We start from the raw sequence: 17927 nt of genomic DNA, 5'->3' as shown, positions 1-17927 counted from the left end.
GAGCTTTAGGCTTAGCTGCCCATACCGGACGTCGAGGAGGCAGTCCGGACTTCAATGTGATCAGCGGCGCCTTTCGGCGCCCTCGGGCTTTTGGGAGAGGCTTCGGCCTCAAGGAGGACTCTTGCGCACTTTACTCACCACGACCGCGATGGCGGTTTTTGCTGCAACGTTTATCGCCGGCGCCGCAAGCGCGGGGACGGAAAACCCGTTCCGCTGCAAGCCGGGCGAAAAATACGTCATGAACGTCATGGTTTCGGGGGTCGAATATTGGTTCCCGGTTTACGAGATGTTCAAGCAGGCGGGGCAACAACTCGGTTGCGAAACGGAATATACCGGCACGCCGGAATATGACGTCAATAAGCAGATCGCCACCTTCGACCAGGCGCTGGCGCAAAAGCCGGCCGGCATTCTCGTTCACCCGATGAACTCCGACCCGTTCATCGAGCCGATCAACCGCGCCATCGACCAAGGCACGGCAGTCGTCACCTTCGCCGCCGACTCACCGCTGTCCAAGCGCGTCTCCTTCATCACCTCGGACAATACTCGCGAAGGCACCTATGCCGCCGACGCGATCGCCGAGAAGATGGGCGGCAAGGGCGAATATGCCGTTCTGGAAAACCCCGGCCAAGACAACCACGACAAGCGCATCGCCGCCTTTATCGCCCGCATGGAAGAGAAGTGGCCGAATATGAAGCTCGTCGGCCGCGCCGCGTCCAACCAGGATCCGACCAGGGCCTATCAGGGTCTTTCCAGCCTCATCCAGGCCAACCCGAACCTTGGGGCGGTCTTCATGCCGGAAGCGAACTCCGCGATCGGCGCGGCGCAGGCCAACAAGGAAACCGGCGGCAAGGTCCTCGTCATGTGCGCCGACGTCAATGCCAACATCCTCGACATGATCAAGGCCGGCGAAGTCTTCGGCTCGATCAACCCCAACCAGGGCATGCAGGGTTACATGGGCTTCATGCTGCTGTGGCTTGCCAAGCACCCGGAACTGATCGACCCGATGAACGACGCCAAACGCTCGGGCTTCAACCCGATGAGCATCCCGGTCGTCGACAACGGCCTCTCCATCGTGACCGCCGCAAATGCCGATGACTTCTACTGGGACAAGTACCTGAAGCATCGCGGCACCAAGGGCATCGAGGAATAAGACCCCGAAAGGGCCATCCGTTCGGTGCGGATGGCCGAGATTGAGAGGGAGGGGAGATATGGCGGAGCCCGTGCTCACCATTCATGGCGTCACCAAGCATTTCGGGGCGGTGAAGGCGTTGAGGGATGTCGACTTCACCCTAGAGCGCGGTGAAGTCCATGCGCTTTGCGGCGAGAATGGCGCCGGCAAGTCGACGCTGATGAACATCATCGCCGGCGTGCTGCAGCCGACCGAAGGCGAAATCCGTGTCGACGGCAAGGCTGTGCGCATTTCCTCTCCCGCCGCCGCCCAGTATCTCGGCATCGGCCTGGTGCACCAGGAAATCGCACTCTGCCCCGATGCCACGGTTGCCGAAAACATGTTCATGGCGGCGACCAATCGCCGTCGGGCGCCGCTCATGAACTATCGCAGGCTGGAGCGCGATGCCCAGGCGGTGATGAACCGGCTTGCCGCAATCGATGTCCGCCGTAGGGTCGCCGACCTGCCGATATCAAGCCAGCAGCTCGTCGAGATCGCCAAGGCGCTGACGCTCGACTGCCGCGTGCTGATCCTCGACGAACCGACGGCTGCCCTGACCGAGACCGAGGCGCAACAGCTCTTCTCGATCATCCGCGATCTCAAGGCGAACGGCATTTCGATCATCTATATCAGCCACCGCATGGCGGAAATCTTCAGCCTCTGCGACCGGGTTACCGTGTTCCGTGACGGCCGCTACGTTTGCACCGATCGCCTTGCCGACCTGACGCCGGATGACGTGGTGCGCCGCATGGTCGGCCGCGAGATCACGCAGCTCTATCCCGACAAGCTCGGTGCCGACGAAAGGTCAGGCGGGATCATTCTCGAGGTCGACGGCATCAGTGACGGGGCGCGTTTTCACGACGTCACCTTCGGCCTGCGCAAGGGCGAGATCCTCGGCATCGGCGGCCTCATCGGCTCCGGCCGCACGGAAATCGCCGAAGGCATCTGCGGATTGCGGCCGCGCACGGCAGGCACGGTGCGCCTGCACGGCGCGGCCCAACCGATCCGCGCCTATTCGGATGCGGTGAAAGCCGGCATCGTCTACCTGTCCGAGGACCGCAAGGGGTCGGGCATCTTTCTTGAAATGTCCATCGCGCAGAACATATCGGTGCTGGATCTGAAGGCGCTCACCAATGCGGTCGGCCTGCTGAACGGCCGCGCGGAGGCCGCGCTGGCGGACGACTTCGCCCGGCGGTTGGCCGTGCGCATGAGCGGCATCGAGGCGCCGGTGAAATCGCTTTCCGGCGGCAACCAGCAGAAGGTGGCGATCGCCAAGCAGCTCGCGGTAAAGCCGAAAGTCATCCTGATGGACGAGCCCACGCGCGGCATCGATGTCGGCGCGAAGGCGGAGATCCACCGCGTGCTGCGCGAGCTAGCAAGCGCGGGCATCGGCATCATCGTCATCTCGTCGGAAATGCCGGAGCTTCTCGGCCTTTCAGACCGTCTGCTGGTCGTCCGCGAAGGGCGCATCGCGGGAGAGCTCAGTGCCGACGAGATGTCGGAGGAGGCCGTGATCCGCCTTGCCTCCGGCATGGGCAGCGCAAGGGCGGCAGACCATGCCGCGTGAAGAGAACATGGGAGAGAGGGAAATGGCAATCGACACGATGGCGGCAGGCCTGCCCAGGACGTCGTCCTTCAAACGCATCGCCACGATGCGCGAGGCGGGGCTGATCGCGATCATCCTGGCGCTCGGCATCGTCATGAGCTTCGCCTCGCCGCACTTCCTGACGCTCGGCAATTTCCGCGCCATGCTGATGAGCTTTTCCGTGGAGGGCATCGTCGTCGTCGGCATGACGATCCTGCTCATCGTCGGCGGCATCGATCTTGCGGTCGGCTCCGTCGTCTGCTTCGCAATGGTGCTTTCGGGCTCGCTCTTTCTCGCCGGGCTCGATCCGTGGACGGCCTCGCTTGCCGGCATTCTTGCCAGCAGCGCCATCGGCGCCATCATGGGTTTCTTCGTGACCGTCGTCGGGCTCAACCACTTCATTACGTCGCTGGCGGGCATGGTGATCGTGCGCGGTCTCTGCCTCATCATCACCAAGGGCACGCCGCTCTCGCTCTTCACGCTGCCGGCCGGCTTCAAGGCGGTGGGGCAGGGCACGTTCTACGGCATTCCCTATGTCATCCTGATCTTCGTCGCCGTCGTCATGCTGTTCGATTTCCTGCTGCGCCGGGCGACCGCCTTCCGCAAGGTGTTCTACACCGGCAGCAATGAAAAGGCGGCGCTCTATTCCGGCATCAAGACGAACCAGGTGAAGTTCTGGGTGACGGTGCTCTGCTCGACGCTCGCCGGCGTCGCCGGTGTCATCTACATGTCCCGCTTCGGGGCGGCGACGCCCACGTTCGGCGTCGGCATGGAGCTGAACATCATCGCCGCCGCGGTGATCGGCGGAGCCTCGCTGAACGGCGGCTCGGGAACCATCCTCGGCGCCATTCTCGGCATCGCGCTTCTTTCCCTCGTCACCTCGTCGCTGATCCTGCTAAATGTTTCCGTCTATTGGCAGGACATGATCAAAGGATGCATCCTGCTTGCCGCCGTATCCATCGACCATTTCCTGCACAAGCGGAAGGCCGCCTGACATGCCGATCGCCAAACTGAAACCCAGGACGACAGCCCCGCGCGAAGAAATCGTCATCGCCCGCCAGATGCACCAGGCGCTCGTCCTGCATTTTCTGGAGGGGCTGACGCAGGCGCAGATCGCCGATCAGCTCGGAATCTCGCACGCCACCGTCAACCGCCTCATCAAGCGGGGCCGTCAGCTCGGCCTGGTCGAAATCAAGATTAAGTCGCCGATCGAACCGCTTGTCGACATGGAGGAGCGGCTTCTGGCGCTCGGCGGCATCAGCCGCGCGGTCGTGGTCCCGACCGTCTCAGACAATCCGCAGACCGCGCTGCAGGCGGTCGGCGAGGCGGCAGCCCGCCTGCTGCTCGAAGAAATCGCCGATGGCGACACGATCTGCATCACCGGCGGCAAGGGCGTCAGCGCCGTCGTCGCCGGCCTCCAGGCGCCGCGCCGCTTCGATGTCGAGGTCATCCCGGCCACCGGCTGTGTGCAGGGCAAACACTATACCGACGTCAACCACGTCTCGACCCTGATGGCCGACCGGCTTGGCGGGCGTTCCTACCAGATCCATGCGCCGCTCTTTGCCGATGATGCCGAGCAGCGGTCGATGCTGATCAACATGCGCTCCGTCGCCGACGTCTTCCGGCGGGCGCGCGAGGCCAAGGTGGCGGTGGTCGGCATCGGCTCGATCCTGACCGATGATTCGAGCTATTACGACCTGCACCCTTCCTCCAGCACCGATCGCGCGGCGATCGAGCGTTCGGGCGCCAGCTGCGAACTGCTCGCCCATTTGCTCGACGATCGCGGCCGCGTCTGCGACTACAGCTTGAACCGGTCCCTGGTTTCGCTGACGCTGCCGGAATTCGCCTCGATCCCGACGAAGATCGGCGTCGCGAGCGGCCCGAACAAAGCCGGGCCGATCCTCAGCATCCTGCGCGGCAATCATCTCGATACGCTCGTCACCGACGAGGCGGCGGGTGCGCGCATTCTTGAACTCGCATCCGAGGAAGGATTTTCCGCATGAGCGGCGAACAGTTGACCCGTGAAATCGGCCGCTCCGGCGTCAAGGCCTCGGCCGTCGGCCTCGGCACCTGGGCGATCGGCGGCTGGATGTGGGGTGGCACGGACGAGGCGCAATCCATCGCCGCGATCCAGGCTTCGCTCGATGCCGGCGTCACCCTCATCGACACGGCGCCGGCCTACGGCCTAGGCCGATCCGAAGAAATTGTTGGCAAGGCGCTCGCAGGACGCCGCGACAAGGCGGTGATCGCCACCAAATGCGGGCTGGTGTGGCATACGCAGAAGGGCAACCATTTCTTCGACCAGGACGGCAAGCCGGTGCACCGCCATCTCGGGCGGGATTCGATCGTTCACGAGGTGGAGGAAAGCCTGCGCCGCCTCGGCACTGACTATATCGACCTCTACATCACCCACTGGCAGGACCCGACGACGCCGATCGAGGAGACCGTTGCGGCGCTGGAAGAGCTGAAACAGGCCGGGAAGATCCGCGCGATCGGCGCCAGCAACGTCAACCGGTCGGAACTCGAACAATATATCGAGACCGGCTCGCTCGATGCGATCCAGGAGCGGTTCAGCATGATCGATCGCCAGATCGAGACGGACCTGCTACCGCTCACCATCGCCAACGGCGTGTCGACGCTCAGCTATTCCTCACTGGCGCTCGGCCTGCTTTCCGGCGCCATCGGGCCTGAGCGCGTGTTTTCCGGCGACGACCAGCGCAAGGACAATCCGCGCTTTTCCGTCGCCAACCGCCGCAAGGCCAAGGATTTTGCCCAGGCGATCCGGCCTGTCGCGGAGCGCCACGGCGCCAGCATCGCGCAGACGGTGATCGCTTGGACGCTGGCGCAGCCCGGCGTAACCTTCGCGCTTTGCGGCGCGCGAAACCCGGCGCAGGCGCTCGACAATGCGCGGGCCGGAACGCTTCGCCTTTCAACCGCCGATCTCGCGGCCATCGACACCGCCATATCGGCGCAGCTGGCCACCATGGACGGATAACGGAAGCCATCATGAACCGTGTGGAAACAATGGACGGGCTTCGCCAAAGCCCGAAGGTGGACGTTTGCGTCCTCGGCGGCGGCATCAACGGGCTCAGCGTGTTCCGCGAGCTGGCGCTGCAAGGCGTGAACGTGCTGCTCGTCGAGCAGGGTGACTATTGCTCCGGTGCGAGTGCTGCCCTCTCGCGCATGGTCCATGGCGGCCTGCGCTATCTGGAGAATGGCGAATTCAGCCTTGTGCAGGAATCGCTCTTCGAGCGCGACCGGCTGCTGCGCAACGCTCCCCATTATGTCGCGCCTCTGCCGACGACGGTGCCTGTTTTCGACATCTTCTCCGGCCTTGCCAACGGCATCGTGCGCTTCCTCGGTCTCACCCGCCGTCCGAGCCGCCGCGGCGCCGTGGCCATCAAGACCGGGCTCGCCATCTACGATTTCCTGACGCGCAAACGCGCGCTGATGCCCCGCCACCAGTTCCGCGGACGCCGGGCGACGCTCTCAAAATGGCCGGCGCTCAATCCCGGGATCCGCAGTTCCGCAACCTATTACGACGCCTGGGTGAGCCATCCGGAGCGGATCGGAATCGAATTGCTGCGCGACGGCCTGTCTGCCGGTCCGAATGCCCGGGCCTTGAACTATGCGACGATTGCGCAGGCTGGGGCGGGGGACTTTCAGCTCTGCGACGGCGTCGCCGGGGAGACGTTTCGCATCCAGCCGCGGCTGGTCGTCAACGCAACGGGGGGCTGGATCGACATCGCGAATGGATCGCTGTTTTCCGAAGGCACACGGCCTGAACCCCTGATGGGCGGCACCAAGGGGTCGCACCTCATCATCGACAATCCCGCGCTCCGCGACATGCTCGACGGCCACATGATCTATTACGAGAACGAGGATGGGCGCATCTGCATCCTCTTTCCCTATCTCGGCAAGGTGCTGGTCGGCTCGACGGACATTCGCGTTGATGACCCCGGCACCGTACGCTGCGAGCCCGACGAGCGCGACTATATCCTGCAATCGCTTGCCTTCGTGCTGCCCGGCATTGGCATCCGGCCGGAAGAGATTGTTTTCCAGTTCGCCGGCGTGCGCCCGCTGCCCGCCAGTAAGGACAGCTTTACCGGACGGATCCCGCGCGATCATTTCTGCACCGTGATTGAAGGCCATGAGGACGGCCCGCCGGTGCTCTGCATGATCGGCGGCAAGTGGACGACGTTCCGCTCCTTCGGTGAGCTGGCGGCCGATATGGTGCTGGAACGGCTCGGTTGGCCGCGGCGCATCGATACGGCGGAAAGGGCATTTGGCGGCGGGCGTGCCTTCCCCAAGGACGGCGGCGGCTGGGTTCGTGACCTTGCGGCGTCGACGGGCATCTCCATCGATCGCGCTGCGATCCTCTTCGAACGCTATGGGACCGATGCGGAGCATGTCGCCGGCTTCATCGCGGCAGGCCCCGACCATCCTCTGCCGCATGCCGGCTACAGCCTTCGCGAAATCCAGTATCTGATCGGCGCCGAAGCCGTCGAGCATCTCGACGACCTGCTGCTGCGTCGCACGACACTGGCAATTTCCGGCGAGCTCTCGCTCGACATGGCTGACGCCGTGCTCGCCCTGCTGGCCGCCGCAAGAGGCTGGTCGGCTGAGCGCGCCGCCGAAGAGCGCATCCGCTTTCTCACCATCATGCGCGAGCGCCACGGCGTCGCCGAAGCAACCCTTTCCGCAAGGAACGAACGAAGGAGTGAATTATGCGAGACAACCGCAAGGTCCGGATGAACCGGCTGTTCGGCAACGGCCGTTGCCTTGATGTGGCGATCGATCACGGCGTCTGCAACGAGCCGTCCTTTCTCGACGGGCTGGAGAACATGCCCGCGGTCGTCAAGGCGCTGGTCGATGCGAGACCGGATGCGATCCAGATGAATTACGGCCAGGCCGACCTGTTGCAGGATCTGCCCGGCAAGGACAAGCCGGCGCTCGTCATGCGCATCGACATGGGCAATCCTTATAACCGCATCCGCCACCGCGACATGTGGGCGGTGCTGCAGAACGAAGCAGAGCCGCTGGTCGGCGCCTTGCAGATGGATGCCGCCTGCGTAGTGGTCAATCTGTTCATGCTGCCGGATGAGCCCGATCTCTTCCGCCAGTGCGTGCAGAACATTTCGCGCGTCCGGGCGGACTGCGAGAAATACGGCATGCCGCTCATGATCGAACCGCTGGTCATGCAGCCGGTCACCGAGCGCGGCGGCTACATGGTCGATGGTGATGCCGACAAGATCGTCACCTTGACGCGGCTTGCGCGCGAAATGGGCGCCGATATCGTCAAGGCCGATCCGACGACGAATGCGGAGGATTTCCACCGCGTGGTCGAGGCGGCGCGATGCCCGGTGCTGGTGCGCGGCGGCGGCAAGGAGGATCTCGCCGCCGTCTTTGCCAAATCCACTGCCTTGATGCGGCAGGGTGCGATGGGCATGGTCTATGGCCGCAACATTTACCAGCATGCCAACCCGAGCGCCGTCGTGCGTGGGCTGATGGCGATCATCCACCAGGATGCGAGCGGCGAAGAAGCCGTTGCGATCTACCGTCAAGGCTGAGAGGCTGGAGCAATTCCCGGAAAAGCGTGAAGCAGTTTGTCCTTGGAATTGCGTAGGCAATGACAGAACCTTGGGAGGGGTTCGCAATGGGAGAATATCTGTTGGGGCTCGATGCCGGCAACACCGTCATCAAGGCGGTGATCTTCGACCGCGCCGGCCGGGAAGTGGCCTATGCGGGAGAGGAGGGGCATAGCCGCATGCCATGTCCCGGCCATGTCGAGCGGGATCTCGGCGAGCTTTGGGCCAACGCCAAACGCGTCATCCGCACCTGCCTCGACCGGGCAGGCATTGCTGCGGCCGATATCGCCGCAATCGGCTGCGCCGGTCACGGCAACGGGCTGTATGCGCTGGATCGAAATGGCGAACCCTTCCTCGGCATCCAGTCGCTCGATACGCGGGCGACCGGGCTCGTCGAGAAATGGGCGGCCGAGGCTGTCGGCGATCGCACCTATCCGATCGCCCGCCAACGGCCCTGGCCCTCGCAGACACCGACGCTGCTCGCCTGGCTGAAACGGTATCGCCCTGAGTTTTTCCAACACATCGGCACGGTGTTCTGCTCCAAGGATTTCGTCGTCAACCGGCTGACCGGCGAGCGGGTCAGCGAGATGTCGGATATGTCGGGGGCCGGACTGCTCGATTTCGCCGCCCGCCGTTATGACCGCACGCTGATGGAGGCGTACGGCCTCGGCGACTGCATGGGCCTGCTGCCGCGGCTGATCGAAAGCGCCGACATCGCCGGCAGGGTGACGGAAGAGGTCGCCGCGGAAACCGGCCTTGCCGCCGGCACGCCGGTGGTCGGCGGGCTCTTCGACGTCGTCGCCTCGGCACTCGGTTCGGGCGTCTCGCGCACCGGCAGCGCCTCGATCATCGCCGGTACCTGGAGCATCAACCAAGTCATCATCGACCGGCCCGATCTCGGCAGGCCTGTCTTCATGTCCTCGACCTTCGACCGCACCCGCTGCCTGGCGATGGAAAACAGCGCCACGTCGGCCGCCAATCTCGAATGGCTGGTGCGGGAATTTTTCGATGGCGAGCATGCGGAAGGCGTCTCGCCCTTCGACGCCTGCTGCGCGCTGGCGGCGGAAATTCAGCCGGCTGCCGACGACCCGCTTTATCATCCCTATCTCTACGGCGCCCAGCAGGACGGCCATGCGCGGGCCGGCTTTTACGGCGTTGCCGGCTGGCACACGAAGGGACACATGATCCGCGCCCTTCTCGAAGGCGTTGCTTTCGGCCACCGCCACCATGTCGAGACGCTCCGCGAGGCGGGGGCTGTGTTCGACCAGGCGGTGCTGTCCGGCGGCGGATCGCGCAGCCGCCTCTGGCCGCAGATCTTTGCCGATGTGCTCGGCGTGCCGGTTTCTGTCGCCAGCTCCAGGGAAACCGGAGCTCTCGGTGCGGCGATCGCGGCAGGTACCGGAGTGGGCCTGTTTGCCGATTTCACGGAAGGCGCGGATGCCATGGTGCGTCTCGACCGGCACTATCGGCCGAATGCCGCGCTCGCCGCGCATTACGACCGGCGCTACGCGCTTTATAATGACATAGCGGAAGCCATGGCGCCGCTCTGGCGGCGGCTTTCGGCAGCCGAACCTAGCGCGACGGGAGCTGCAGCGTGACGATGCAAGGCAATGAAACGCCGATAGACGAGGGAAGCTACGATTTCATCATTGTCGGCGCCGGCTCCGCCGGCTGTGTTCTGGCAAACAGGCTCTCGGCCGACCCTGGGAATCGCGTGCTGCTGCTCGAGGCCGGAGGCACGGACCGCTATCACTGGGTCCATGTGCCGATCGGCTATCTCTACTGCATGGGCAATCCGCGCACCGACTGGATGATGAAGACGGCCGCCGAGGCCGGCCTCAATGGCCGCGCACTGAACTATCCGCGCGGAAAACTTCTCGGCGGCTGTTCGTCGATCAATGGCATGATCTACATGCGCGGCCAGGCGGCTGATTATGATGGCTGGCGGCAGGCAGGAAACGCCGGCTGGGGCTGGGACGACGTTCTACCCTATTTCCTGAAGTCGGAAGACAATTACCGCGGCAAATCCGCCATGCATGGCGCCGGCGGTGAATGGCGCGTCGAGCGCCAGCGCCTTTCCTGGCCGATCCTCGACGCCTTCCGCGATGCGGCGGAAGAGCTCGGCATCCCGAAGACTGATGATTTCAACGATGGCGACAATGAGGGCTCGGGCTATTTCGAAGTCAACCAGAAGGGCGGACTGCGCTGGAACACGACGAAAGCCTTTCTGCGGCCGGCGACGAAGCGCGCGAATCTTCGCGTTCTGACGGGCGCGGAGACGGAACGGCTGGAGTTCGACGGCAAGGCGGTTTCCGGAGTGCGCTTCCGGCTTGGCGGCCGGCTCTGCATCGCTCGTGCCGCCCGCGAGGTCGTGTTGTCGGCGGGTGCCATCAACTCGCCCAAAATCCTGGAACTCTCCGGCATCGGCCGGCCGGAGCTTCTTTCGGCCCTTGATATTCAGGTTCGTCACCCCCTGAAGGGCGTTGGCGAAAATCTCCAGGATCACCTGCAGATCCGCACGGTCTTCAAGATCGAAGGCGCACGCACGCTGAACCAGCTTTATCACAACCTCTTCAGCCGCGCCGGCATGGGGCTGCAATATGCCGTCAACCGGTCCGGCCCGCTTTCGATGGCGCCGAGCCAGCTTGGCATCTTCGCCAAAAGCGATCCGGCGGTTGCGACGGCGGACCTCGAATATCACGTCCAGCCGCTCAGCACCGACCGGCTTGGCGAGCCGTTGCACCGCTATCCCGCGGTCACGGTTTCCGTCTGCAATCTGCGGCCGGAAAGCCGCGGCACCGTGCATGTCACGACCGGCGACGCCAGCCAGCCGCCGGAAATCCGCCCGAACTATCTGTCGACGGCCGGCGACCGGCTGCTTGCGGCAAAATCCATCCGCCACGCCCGCAGCCTGATGCAGACGAGGGCCATTTCACGTTTCAACCCGCAGGAAATGCTGCCGGGCCGGGAATACGAGACCGACGACGATCTGATCCGCCGTGCCGGCGACATCGCCACGACGATCTTCCATCCCGTCGGCACCTGCAAGATGGGCAATGATCCGATGGCGGTGGTGGATACGCGGCTGCGCGTGCACGGCGTAGCGAAGCTTCGGGTCGTCGACGCTTCCATCATGCCGGCGATCGTCTCCGGCAACACGAACTCGCCGGTGATCATGATTGCTGAGAAAGCGGCCGAAGCCATCATCAAAGGCGATTAGGAAGGACCATGCCCCCTGCAACCAACCGGCTGTCGCGTCGCTCGAGCCCGCCAGAGTGGCTCGGCATTAGAGTCTGTCATTGTTATTTTGAACCATACCCTGCATGTCTGAGGTCGTTGGAGCACTCCTGGGCCGGCGTCGTCAAGGACCAGCTCAATCGCGTCCTTGAGGATGATGGCCTGTTCTTCGCTCCGGAACTTTCGACCTCCAATCGGGCGACGATCGGCGGCATGGTCTCGACCGATGCCTGCGGCCAGGGCTCCTGCCTCTACGGCAAGACCAGCAACCATGTGCTCGGCCTCAGGATGGTCCTGACCGATGCGACGGACTGGTGGTCGCGTCCCCTCGACGACGTGTCTCTTGCCAAGATCAAGTCTCGCGATGATCGCGTCGGGGAGATCCATCGGACAGTCGACAGGATCGCGCGCGACGAGCGTGCGCGCATCGAGGAAATCTTTCCGCGCCTCAACCGCTACATGGCGGGTTACGACCTTGCGCATATCCGCCGCGACGACGGACGCTTCGACCTCAATGCGATCATGTGCGGCTCGGAAGGCACACTGGCGATGATTGCCGAGATCGAGCTCAACCTTCTGCCGATCCCGAAATGTGCGGCGCTGGTCAATATCCGCTACGACGACTTCAACATGGCTCTCGAAGACGCAAGGTCGCTGACCGCGCTGAACGTCGCCTCAGTAGAGACGATCGACGAGAGGGTGCTTGGCCTTACCAAGGGCGATATCGTGTGGAGCGGCATCGCCCGGTTTTTCCCGGACGACCAGCGCGGCCCCGCCAACGGCATCAATATCGCCGAGGTGCCGGCCGACGACCCAGTCGAGTTGGAACAGAAGCTCATGGCGGTGACGTCGGCGCTGGCCGGCGCCGATGTCGTCCGCAACATCGGCCTTACGATCGCCCAGGAGAAAGCGGACGTCGAGGCGATATGGAGCATGCGCAAGCGCGCCGTCGGGCTTCTCGGCAACGTCGAAGGCCCGGTGCGCCCGGTGGCTTTCGTCGAGGATACCGCCGTCCCTCCCGACAATCCCGCCGCCTATATCCCAGAATTCCGCGCTCTTCTCGATGCTGCCGGCGTCTCCTACGGCATGTTCGGGCATGTGGATGCGGGCGTGCTTCATGTGCGGCCGGCCCTCGACCTGACGCGGGACGACCATGTGCCGCTCATCCGGGAAATCACCGACGCGGTGGTGGCGCTTACCCGCAAGCATGGCGGCGTTCTCTGGGGAGAGCACGGCAAGGGTGTGCGTTCAGAATATGTGCCGGAATTCTTCGGCGATCTCTATCCCTGCCTTCAGCAGATCAAGAAGGCGTTCGATCCAGAGAACCGCCTCAATCCGGGCAAGATCGCCGCGCCCGACGATGGCGCGCTCATGAAGATCGACGAGGTTCCCTTGCGGGGAAGCGTCGACCGGATCATCGGCAACGAGGTCCGCGCAGCCTTCGACAATGCGGCCAATTGCAACGGAAACGGCGCCTGTTTCGATTTCGACGAGAACAGCCCGATGTGCCCGTCCTACAAGGCGACCCGCAACCGGGTGTACTCGCCGAAACGACGCCCCGCCCTGATGCGGGAATGGCTGAGGCTGCTCGTCGATCAGGGTGTCGACCTCCGCGAGGAAGCGGTTCGGCTCCGCAATTCGAACAAGGCGATCGGGCTTGTCAGGAGGGCGTTCAACTCGCTGAACCCGGCCAATCGGACCGATTTTTCGCATGAAGTGCGGGCGGCCATGGATACATGCCTCGCCTGCAAGGCCTGCGCCGGTCAATGTCCGGTCAAGGTCAGCGTCCCGGCGTTCCGCTCGAAGTTCCCGAACCTCTATTACGGCGGCTACCTCAGGCCGCTGAAAGATCCGCTAGTGGCCGGCATCGAGGCGACTCTGCCGCTGATGGCGCGGATCCGTCCTCTCTACAATCTCCTTGCCGGAACGGCTGCCGGCCGCGCGGCGATGAAGCTTGCCGGCTTGACCGCGCTGCCGAAGATGCCGGCGGCGTCGCCGCTGCCGGCCTCGGGGTTCCGACCGCCGACGCGGAGCAGATCATGGAGATGTCTCCCGAGTCGCGCGGCCGCACCGTCGTCTTCATTCCCGACGCCTTCACTGCGCATTTCGATCCCAAAGTGGTCGTCGCAGCCATCGAGGTCGCCCGCAAGCTCGGCCTGTCGCCGTTCATCGCGCCGCCGCTCACCAACGGAAAAGCGCTGCATGTCCACGGCTATCGCGACCGTTTCGAAAAGACGGCCGTCGCGACCTCGCGCTCCCTGGATCGTTTGGCGAAAATCGGCGTGCCGCTTGTCGGGCTGGACCCATCCATGACCCTCGCCTATCGCAGCGAGTACAAGACCTTGCCGAAAGGATTATCCCACGCAACCGTGCTGCTGCCGCAGGAATGGCTGGCCGCAAACAGCAAGACCCTGGCCGAGGCGGTCGGGCGGCAGGCCGTGGCGACGGTCCGGCTTCTGCCGCACTGTACCGAACGCACCAACATGCCCTCAACCGTTGCGCAGTGGAAAGCGGTCTTCGGCACCCTCGGCATCGATCTGCAGGTGGCCGATGCGGGTTGCTGCGGCATGGCGGGAACGTTCGGCCACGAAGCCCGCAACAGAGAGATTTCCGAAACGCTCTATGCGATGAGCTGGGCAGAACAGATCGCCGCCGGCGAGGACGGGACCGTCGTCATGGCGACCGGCTATTCCTGCCGGTCGCAGGTCAAGGAAATTGACCGCAGGACGATCCCCCATCCTCTGGAAGTCATCCGGGATCTGTTAAGCTGAAAACCCGGGCGCAAGGCAGCGCGATCGCGCGGGCGACGCGCAACCCGCATTTCCCGAGTTTTCTGGAAGCGGTAATGGAGAGCATCAACTTCGAGCTGGTGCTCAGGCACCGTCAGTCGTCACGCGCCTATCAGGGATATCTGAAGAGGATCAACAAGGAGCATGCGGTGCGATGGTTCCTTTCGCGCGCGGCCACAGTTGCGAATGGTCCGCCGCAGGAATCAAGTTCCATAACGTTGATTACGCCAGATTCGCCTGTAGCCGCAAAGTTAGAATGTCCTGTTTCTGCAAAGTTGGAATGTCACACTCCCCGCATTTGCTAACGTGGGAGATTGCGGATGGGATTGATTGCGATGAGCGAGCGTGATCTGCAGCGGATCGAGGTTCTGTCGAAGGTGATCGCCGGCCGGATGACGATGGTCACGGCGGCGCATGTGCTTGCTCTGAGCGAGCGCCAGGTGCGGCGGCTGTTGGATCGCATCAGCACCGACGGCGCGGCGTCGATCCGCCATAAGGCGATCGGTCGGCCGTCGAATCCTCCCTCCCGTGACGTCAGGCCCGCTGGTGTACATCATTTGTATGTACATCGGAATTGACGCGGCAATGCAACTTGCCTGAAGGATCAGACCGCGATTGGACCTGCTCTAACCAGGAGCGAAGGGAACGAAATAGGGGCGATCAGGTTAGTCCAAGCAAAAGCGGCCTTTCGAACCCTGGCGGCAAGGCGAACCCGAGGAGCACATTGTGAATGTCGTAAGTTTCCCGCGCCAGCGCCGCGATGATCCCGATCGCGCTTTCGTGAGCACCGACGCGGATAAGCGGCGGCTCTACAAGTTCGCCTTGCAGTACGAGATGGGTGGCAAGAGCTGGGCGACCGACATCTGGGCCTATTCATCCGAGGACGCCGAAGATCGCGTCGCTGCGATGCGGCGATCGCTGACGATGTGCGGTCAACTCTATGCCGAGGTGGAGGCCGACGCTCCGACGCAGTTCTGAGGACATGCGAGGCGGCTGAGGCCGTCTCCGGAATTTTTCTGCTCGGCTTTCCACGACCGGCAACGGCAGGCAACTACGATGCTTTGCCGCCCCGGATGGAACAGTTTGTTTCTCAGGGAGTTCAGGGTCGCGACATATCTGCCGGGATTCCCTTGGACAATGTCGGGAGGTAAAAATGTCTGCGAGACCGAAACATCATCCGACTATCGGTGAGAGCACGCACGCGGCCGGCGGATGGCCGGCGGCGAGAGCTCTTGGAGAAATTCTTCTACGCGAACACGTCCCGCGGTCCGGACCGTCGTTGTTAGCCTATCACAACAAGCCTGACGGCTACATGTGCGTGAGTTGCGCCTGGGCCAAGCCTGCGAAGCCCCATCCGATGGAATTTTGCGAAAGCGGCGCAAAGGCGACCGCCTGGGAAATTACCACGCGCCGCGCAGACCGCGCCTTCTTCGCCGCTCACAGATTGCAGGAGCTGGAAGAGTGGAGCGATCACGATCTCGAAGAACAAGGTCGTCTGACACATCCGATGCGATGGAACAGCCGGACCGACAAATACGAACCGGTCAGCTGGAAGGAAGCCTTCGACGAAATCGGCAGAGAGTTGCGGGCCGTTCCCCCGCAGCAGGTCGATTTCTATACGTCCGGACGTGCCGCTCTTGAGACATCGTACATGTATCAGCTGTTTGCGCGCATCTTCGGCAGCAACAATTTGCCGGACTCTTCGAATATGTGTCACGAAAGCACGTCAGTCGGCCTTCCCGAAAGCATCGGGGCCACGGTCGGCACGGCAATTCTTTCCGATTTCCAGAACTGCGACTGCATTTTCTATCTGGCGCAGAACGTCGCGACCTCCTCGCCGAGAATGCTTCACGATCTGCAGGACGCGGTCGATAGAGGCGTGAAGATCGTTACTTTCAATCCCTTGCGCGAGCCAGGCCTCGAACATTTCACCAATCCGCAAATACCGAGTCAGATGCTGACGGGCCGCTCGACGCCGATATCCTCCGAATATTATCAGGTGAAGAATGGCGGCGACGTCGCGGCGCTCTTCGGGATCTGCAAGGCTCTGATCGAGGCCGACGATGCCATGAAGGCATCGGGCATGAGCAAGGTCTCGGGCGAGGACGCCTCGCCTGACGATCCGTCCAGCGCCGCAGCGGTCGCGTTTGCCGCCTCGATAGCTGCTGCCGACAAACGGCATGTGCTCGACCACGATTTCATCGAGACACATACGGCGGGTTTCGAAGAATTCGCCGGCGCTGCGCGTCGGCACGACTGGGCCGAACTGGAGCGCATTTCCGGCCTGACCCGCCAACAGATGACGCAGGCGGCCCGCACCTATGCCAATTCCGAGGCCGTGCTGATGATCTACGGCATGGGGCTCACCCAGCAGGTCATGGGCGTGCAGAACGTTCAGATGGTGGTCAATCTCGCCCTTTTGCGGGGGAACGTCGGCAAGCCCGGCGCCAATATCTGCGCAGTGCGAGGCCACTCAAACGTCCAGGGACAGCGCACCGTCGGCATAACGGAAAAGCCAGGCCTGGTGCCTCTGACAAGCTGGCGGAACTCTACCAGTTCGAGCCACCGAAGTGGGAGGGCCGCTCGACGGTCGACACCTGCAAAGCGATCATGGAAGGCGAAGCGAGGGCCTTCGTCAGCCTCGGCGGCAATTTCCTGCGCGCCGTCCCGGAAACCGACGCAATGGAAGAGGCGTGGCGGAAACTTCGCCTGAGTGTGCAGATTGCCACGAAACTCAACCGCAGCCATGTCATCCATGGTGAGATCGCCTATCTCCTGCCCTGTCTCGGCCGGCTGGAGATCGATGAACAATCGAGCGGTGCGCAAGCCGTCTCCATCGAAAGTTCGGTGGCGCATTTCCACGGATCGCGCGGCAAGGCAAGGCCCGCAAGCGACGAGCTTCTGTCGGAGCCGGCTATCGTCGCCGGCATCGCCAAGGCGACGCTGACGCAAGGCCGCGTTCCTTGGGATGAATGGGTGGGGGATTATTCGAAAATCCGCGATGCGATCGAAGCGACCTATCCCGAGACCTTCAGGGACTTCAACAAGCGGATGTTCCAGCCTGGAGGCATCCCACGGCCGGTGCCGGCGCGCGAGCGTAAATGGACGACGCCAAACCAGAAGGCCAATTTCGTCACGCCGCCACGGCTCTTTCCCGAGTTTTTCATCGATCCGGCCGCCGACCGGGTCCTCAATCTCACCACCCTGCGGTCGAACGACCAGTTCAACACGACGATCTATGGTTGCAGCGACCGGTACCGCGGCGTAGACGGAACCAGGAAAGTCGTCTTCATGAATGCGGACGACATCCGCCGGATGGGCTTGAAGGAGGGCGATTTCGTCGACCTGACGACCGCCATCGATATTGCCCGGACGCGCCGCGTCACGCGCTTCAGGGTTGCCGGGCACGATATTCCGGCAGGCTGCTGCGCAGCCTATTACCCGGAGGCAAATCCGCTCTTTCCGCTGGCGCATCACGACGCGAAATCCAAGACGCCGTCTTACAAGCTGTTGCCCGTGCGCCTTAGCCTCTCGACCCAGCCATCGCCGTTCTGATCCAG

Annotated in this window: 10 protein-coding genes and 4 pseudogenes; all 14 read left to right on the top strand. The window is 63.3% G+C overall.

All coding sequences use genetic code 11. From position 1 onward, the window contains the following. Positions 1–121 precede the first annotated feature (121 nt). Positions 122–1150, top strand: coding sequence for a substrate-binding domain-containing protein (locus tag RHE_RS22400; RefSeq protein WP_042119667.1), 1029 nt, complete (start codon positions 122–124; stop codon positions 1148–1150). Positions 1151–1208: 58 nt separating this feature from the next. Beyond that, the gene (locus tag RHE_RS22395; protein WP_011427541.1) at positions 1209–2735 is read left to right on the top strand and encodes a sugar ABC transporter ATP-binding protein; all 1527 of its coding nucleotides are present in this window, start codon (positions 1209–1211) and stop codon (positions 2733–2735) included. Positions 2736–2757: 22 nt separating this feature from the next. After that, complete coding sequence (locus RHE_RS22390) at positions 2758–3747, top strand: ABC transporter permease (RefSeq protein ID WP_011427540.1); 990 nt, start codon at positions 2758–2760, stop codon at positions 3745–3747. A gap of 1 nt (position 3748) precedes the next feature. Continuing rightward, positions 3749–4756 (top strand): sugar-binding transcriptional regulator, encoded by a 1008-nt coding sequence (locus RHE_RS22385; RefSeq protein ID WP_011427539.1) that lies wholly within the window; start codon positions 3749–3751, stop codon positions 4754–4756. Continuing rightward, positions 4753–5748, top strand: a complete 996-nt coding sequence (locus tag RHE_RS22380) for an aldo/keto reductase (RefSeq protein ID WP_011427538.1) — start codon at positions 4753–4755, stop codon at positions 5746–5748. The genes RHE_RS22385 and RHE_RS22380 overlap by 4 nt, the downstream gene beginning before the upstream one ends. A gap of 11 nt (positions 5749–5759) precedes the next feature. Continuing rightward, the gene (locus RHE_RS22375) at positions 5760–7508 is read left to right on the top strand and encodes a glycerol-3-phosphate dehydrogenase/oxidase (RefSeq protein ID WP_011427537.1); all 1749 of its coding nucleotides are present in this window, start codon (positions 5760–5762) and stop codon (positions 7506–7508) included. Then, positions 7481–8323, top strand: a complete 843-nt coding sequence (locus RHE_RS22370) for a class I fructose-bisphosphate aldolase (RefSeq protein WP_042119663.1) — start codon at positions 7481–7483, stop codon at positions 8321–8323. Before RHE_RS22375 ends, RHE_RS22370 begins: the two co-directional genes overlap by 28 nt. An 86-nt stretch (positions 8324–8409) precedes the next feature. Continuing rightward, positions 8410–9939 carry an FGGY-family carbohydrate kinase gene (locus tag RHE_RS22365; protein WP_011427535.1) on the top strand — a complete coding sequence of 510 codons (1530 nt, stop codon included), beginning with the start codon at positions 8410–8412 and terminating at the stop codon, positions 9937–9939. Between the two features lie 2 nt (positions 9940–9941). Further along, complete coding sequence (locus RHE_RS22360; RefSeq protein ID WP_011427534.1) at positions 9942–11561, top strand: GMC family oxidoreductase; 1620 nt, start codon at positions 9942–9944, stop codon at positions 11559–11561. Between the two features lie 128 nt (positions 11562–11689). Beyond that, positions 11690–14349: pseudogene (locus RHE_RS22355) on the top strand (FAD-binding and (Fe-S)-binding domain-containing protein); the annotation flags it as partial. A 20-nt stretch (positions 14350–14369) separates the two neighbouring features. Beyond that, a pseudogene (locus tag RHE_RS35010) lies at positions 14370–14516 on the top strand (FadR family transcriptional regulator); the annotation flags it as partial. Positions 14517–14687: 171 nt separating this feature from the next. Further along, positions 14688–14885: pseudogene (locus tag RHE_RS22350) on the top strand (helix-turn-helix domain-containing protein); the annotation flags it as partial. A gap of 208 nt (positions 14886–15093) precedes the next feature. Then, positions 15094–15345 (top strand): hypothetical protein, encoded by a 252-nt coding sequence (locus tag RHE_RS22345; RefSeq protein ID WP_020922689.1) that lies wholly within the window; start codon positions 15094–15096, stop codon positions 15343–15345. Positions 15346–15520: 175 nt separating this feature from the next. Beyond that, positions 15521–17922 (top strand): annotated as a pseudogene (locus tag RHE_RS22340) (FdhF/YdeP family oxidoreductase). Positions 17923–17927: the final 5 nt, after the last annotated feature.

It is taken from the genome of Rhizobium etli CFN 42 (assembly GCF_000092045.1).
Classification (GTDB): Bacteria; Pseudomonadota; Alphaproteobacteria; order Rhizobiales; family Rhizobiaceae; genus Rhizobium; species Rhizobium etli.
The sequence above is the reverse complement of the archived record's forward strand: the minus strand, read 5'-3'. Positions and strand labels throughout refer to the sequence as shown.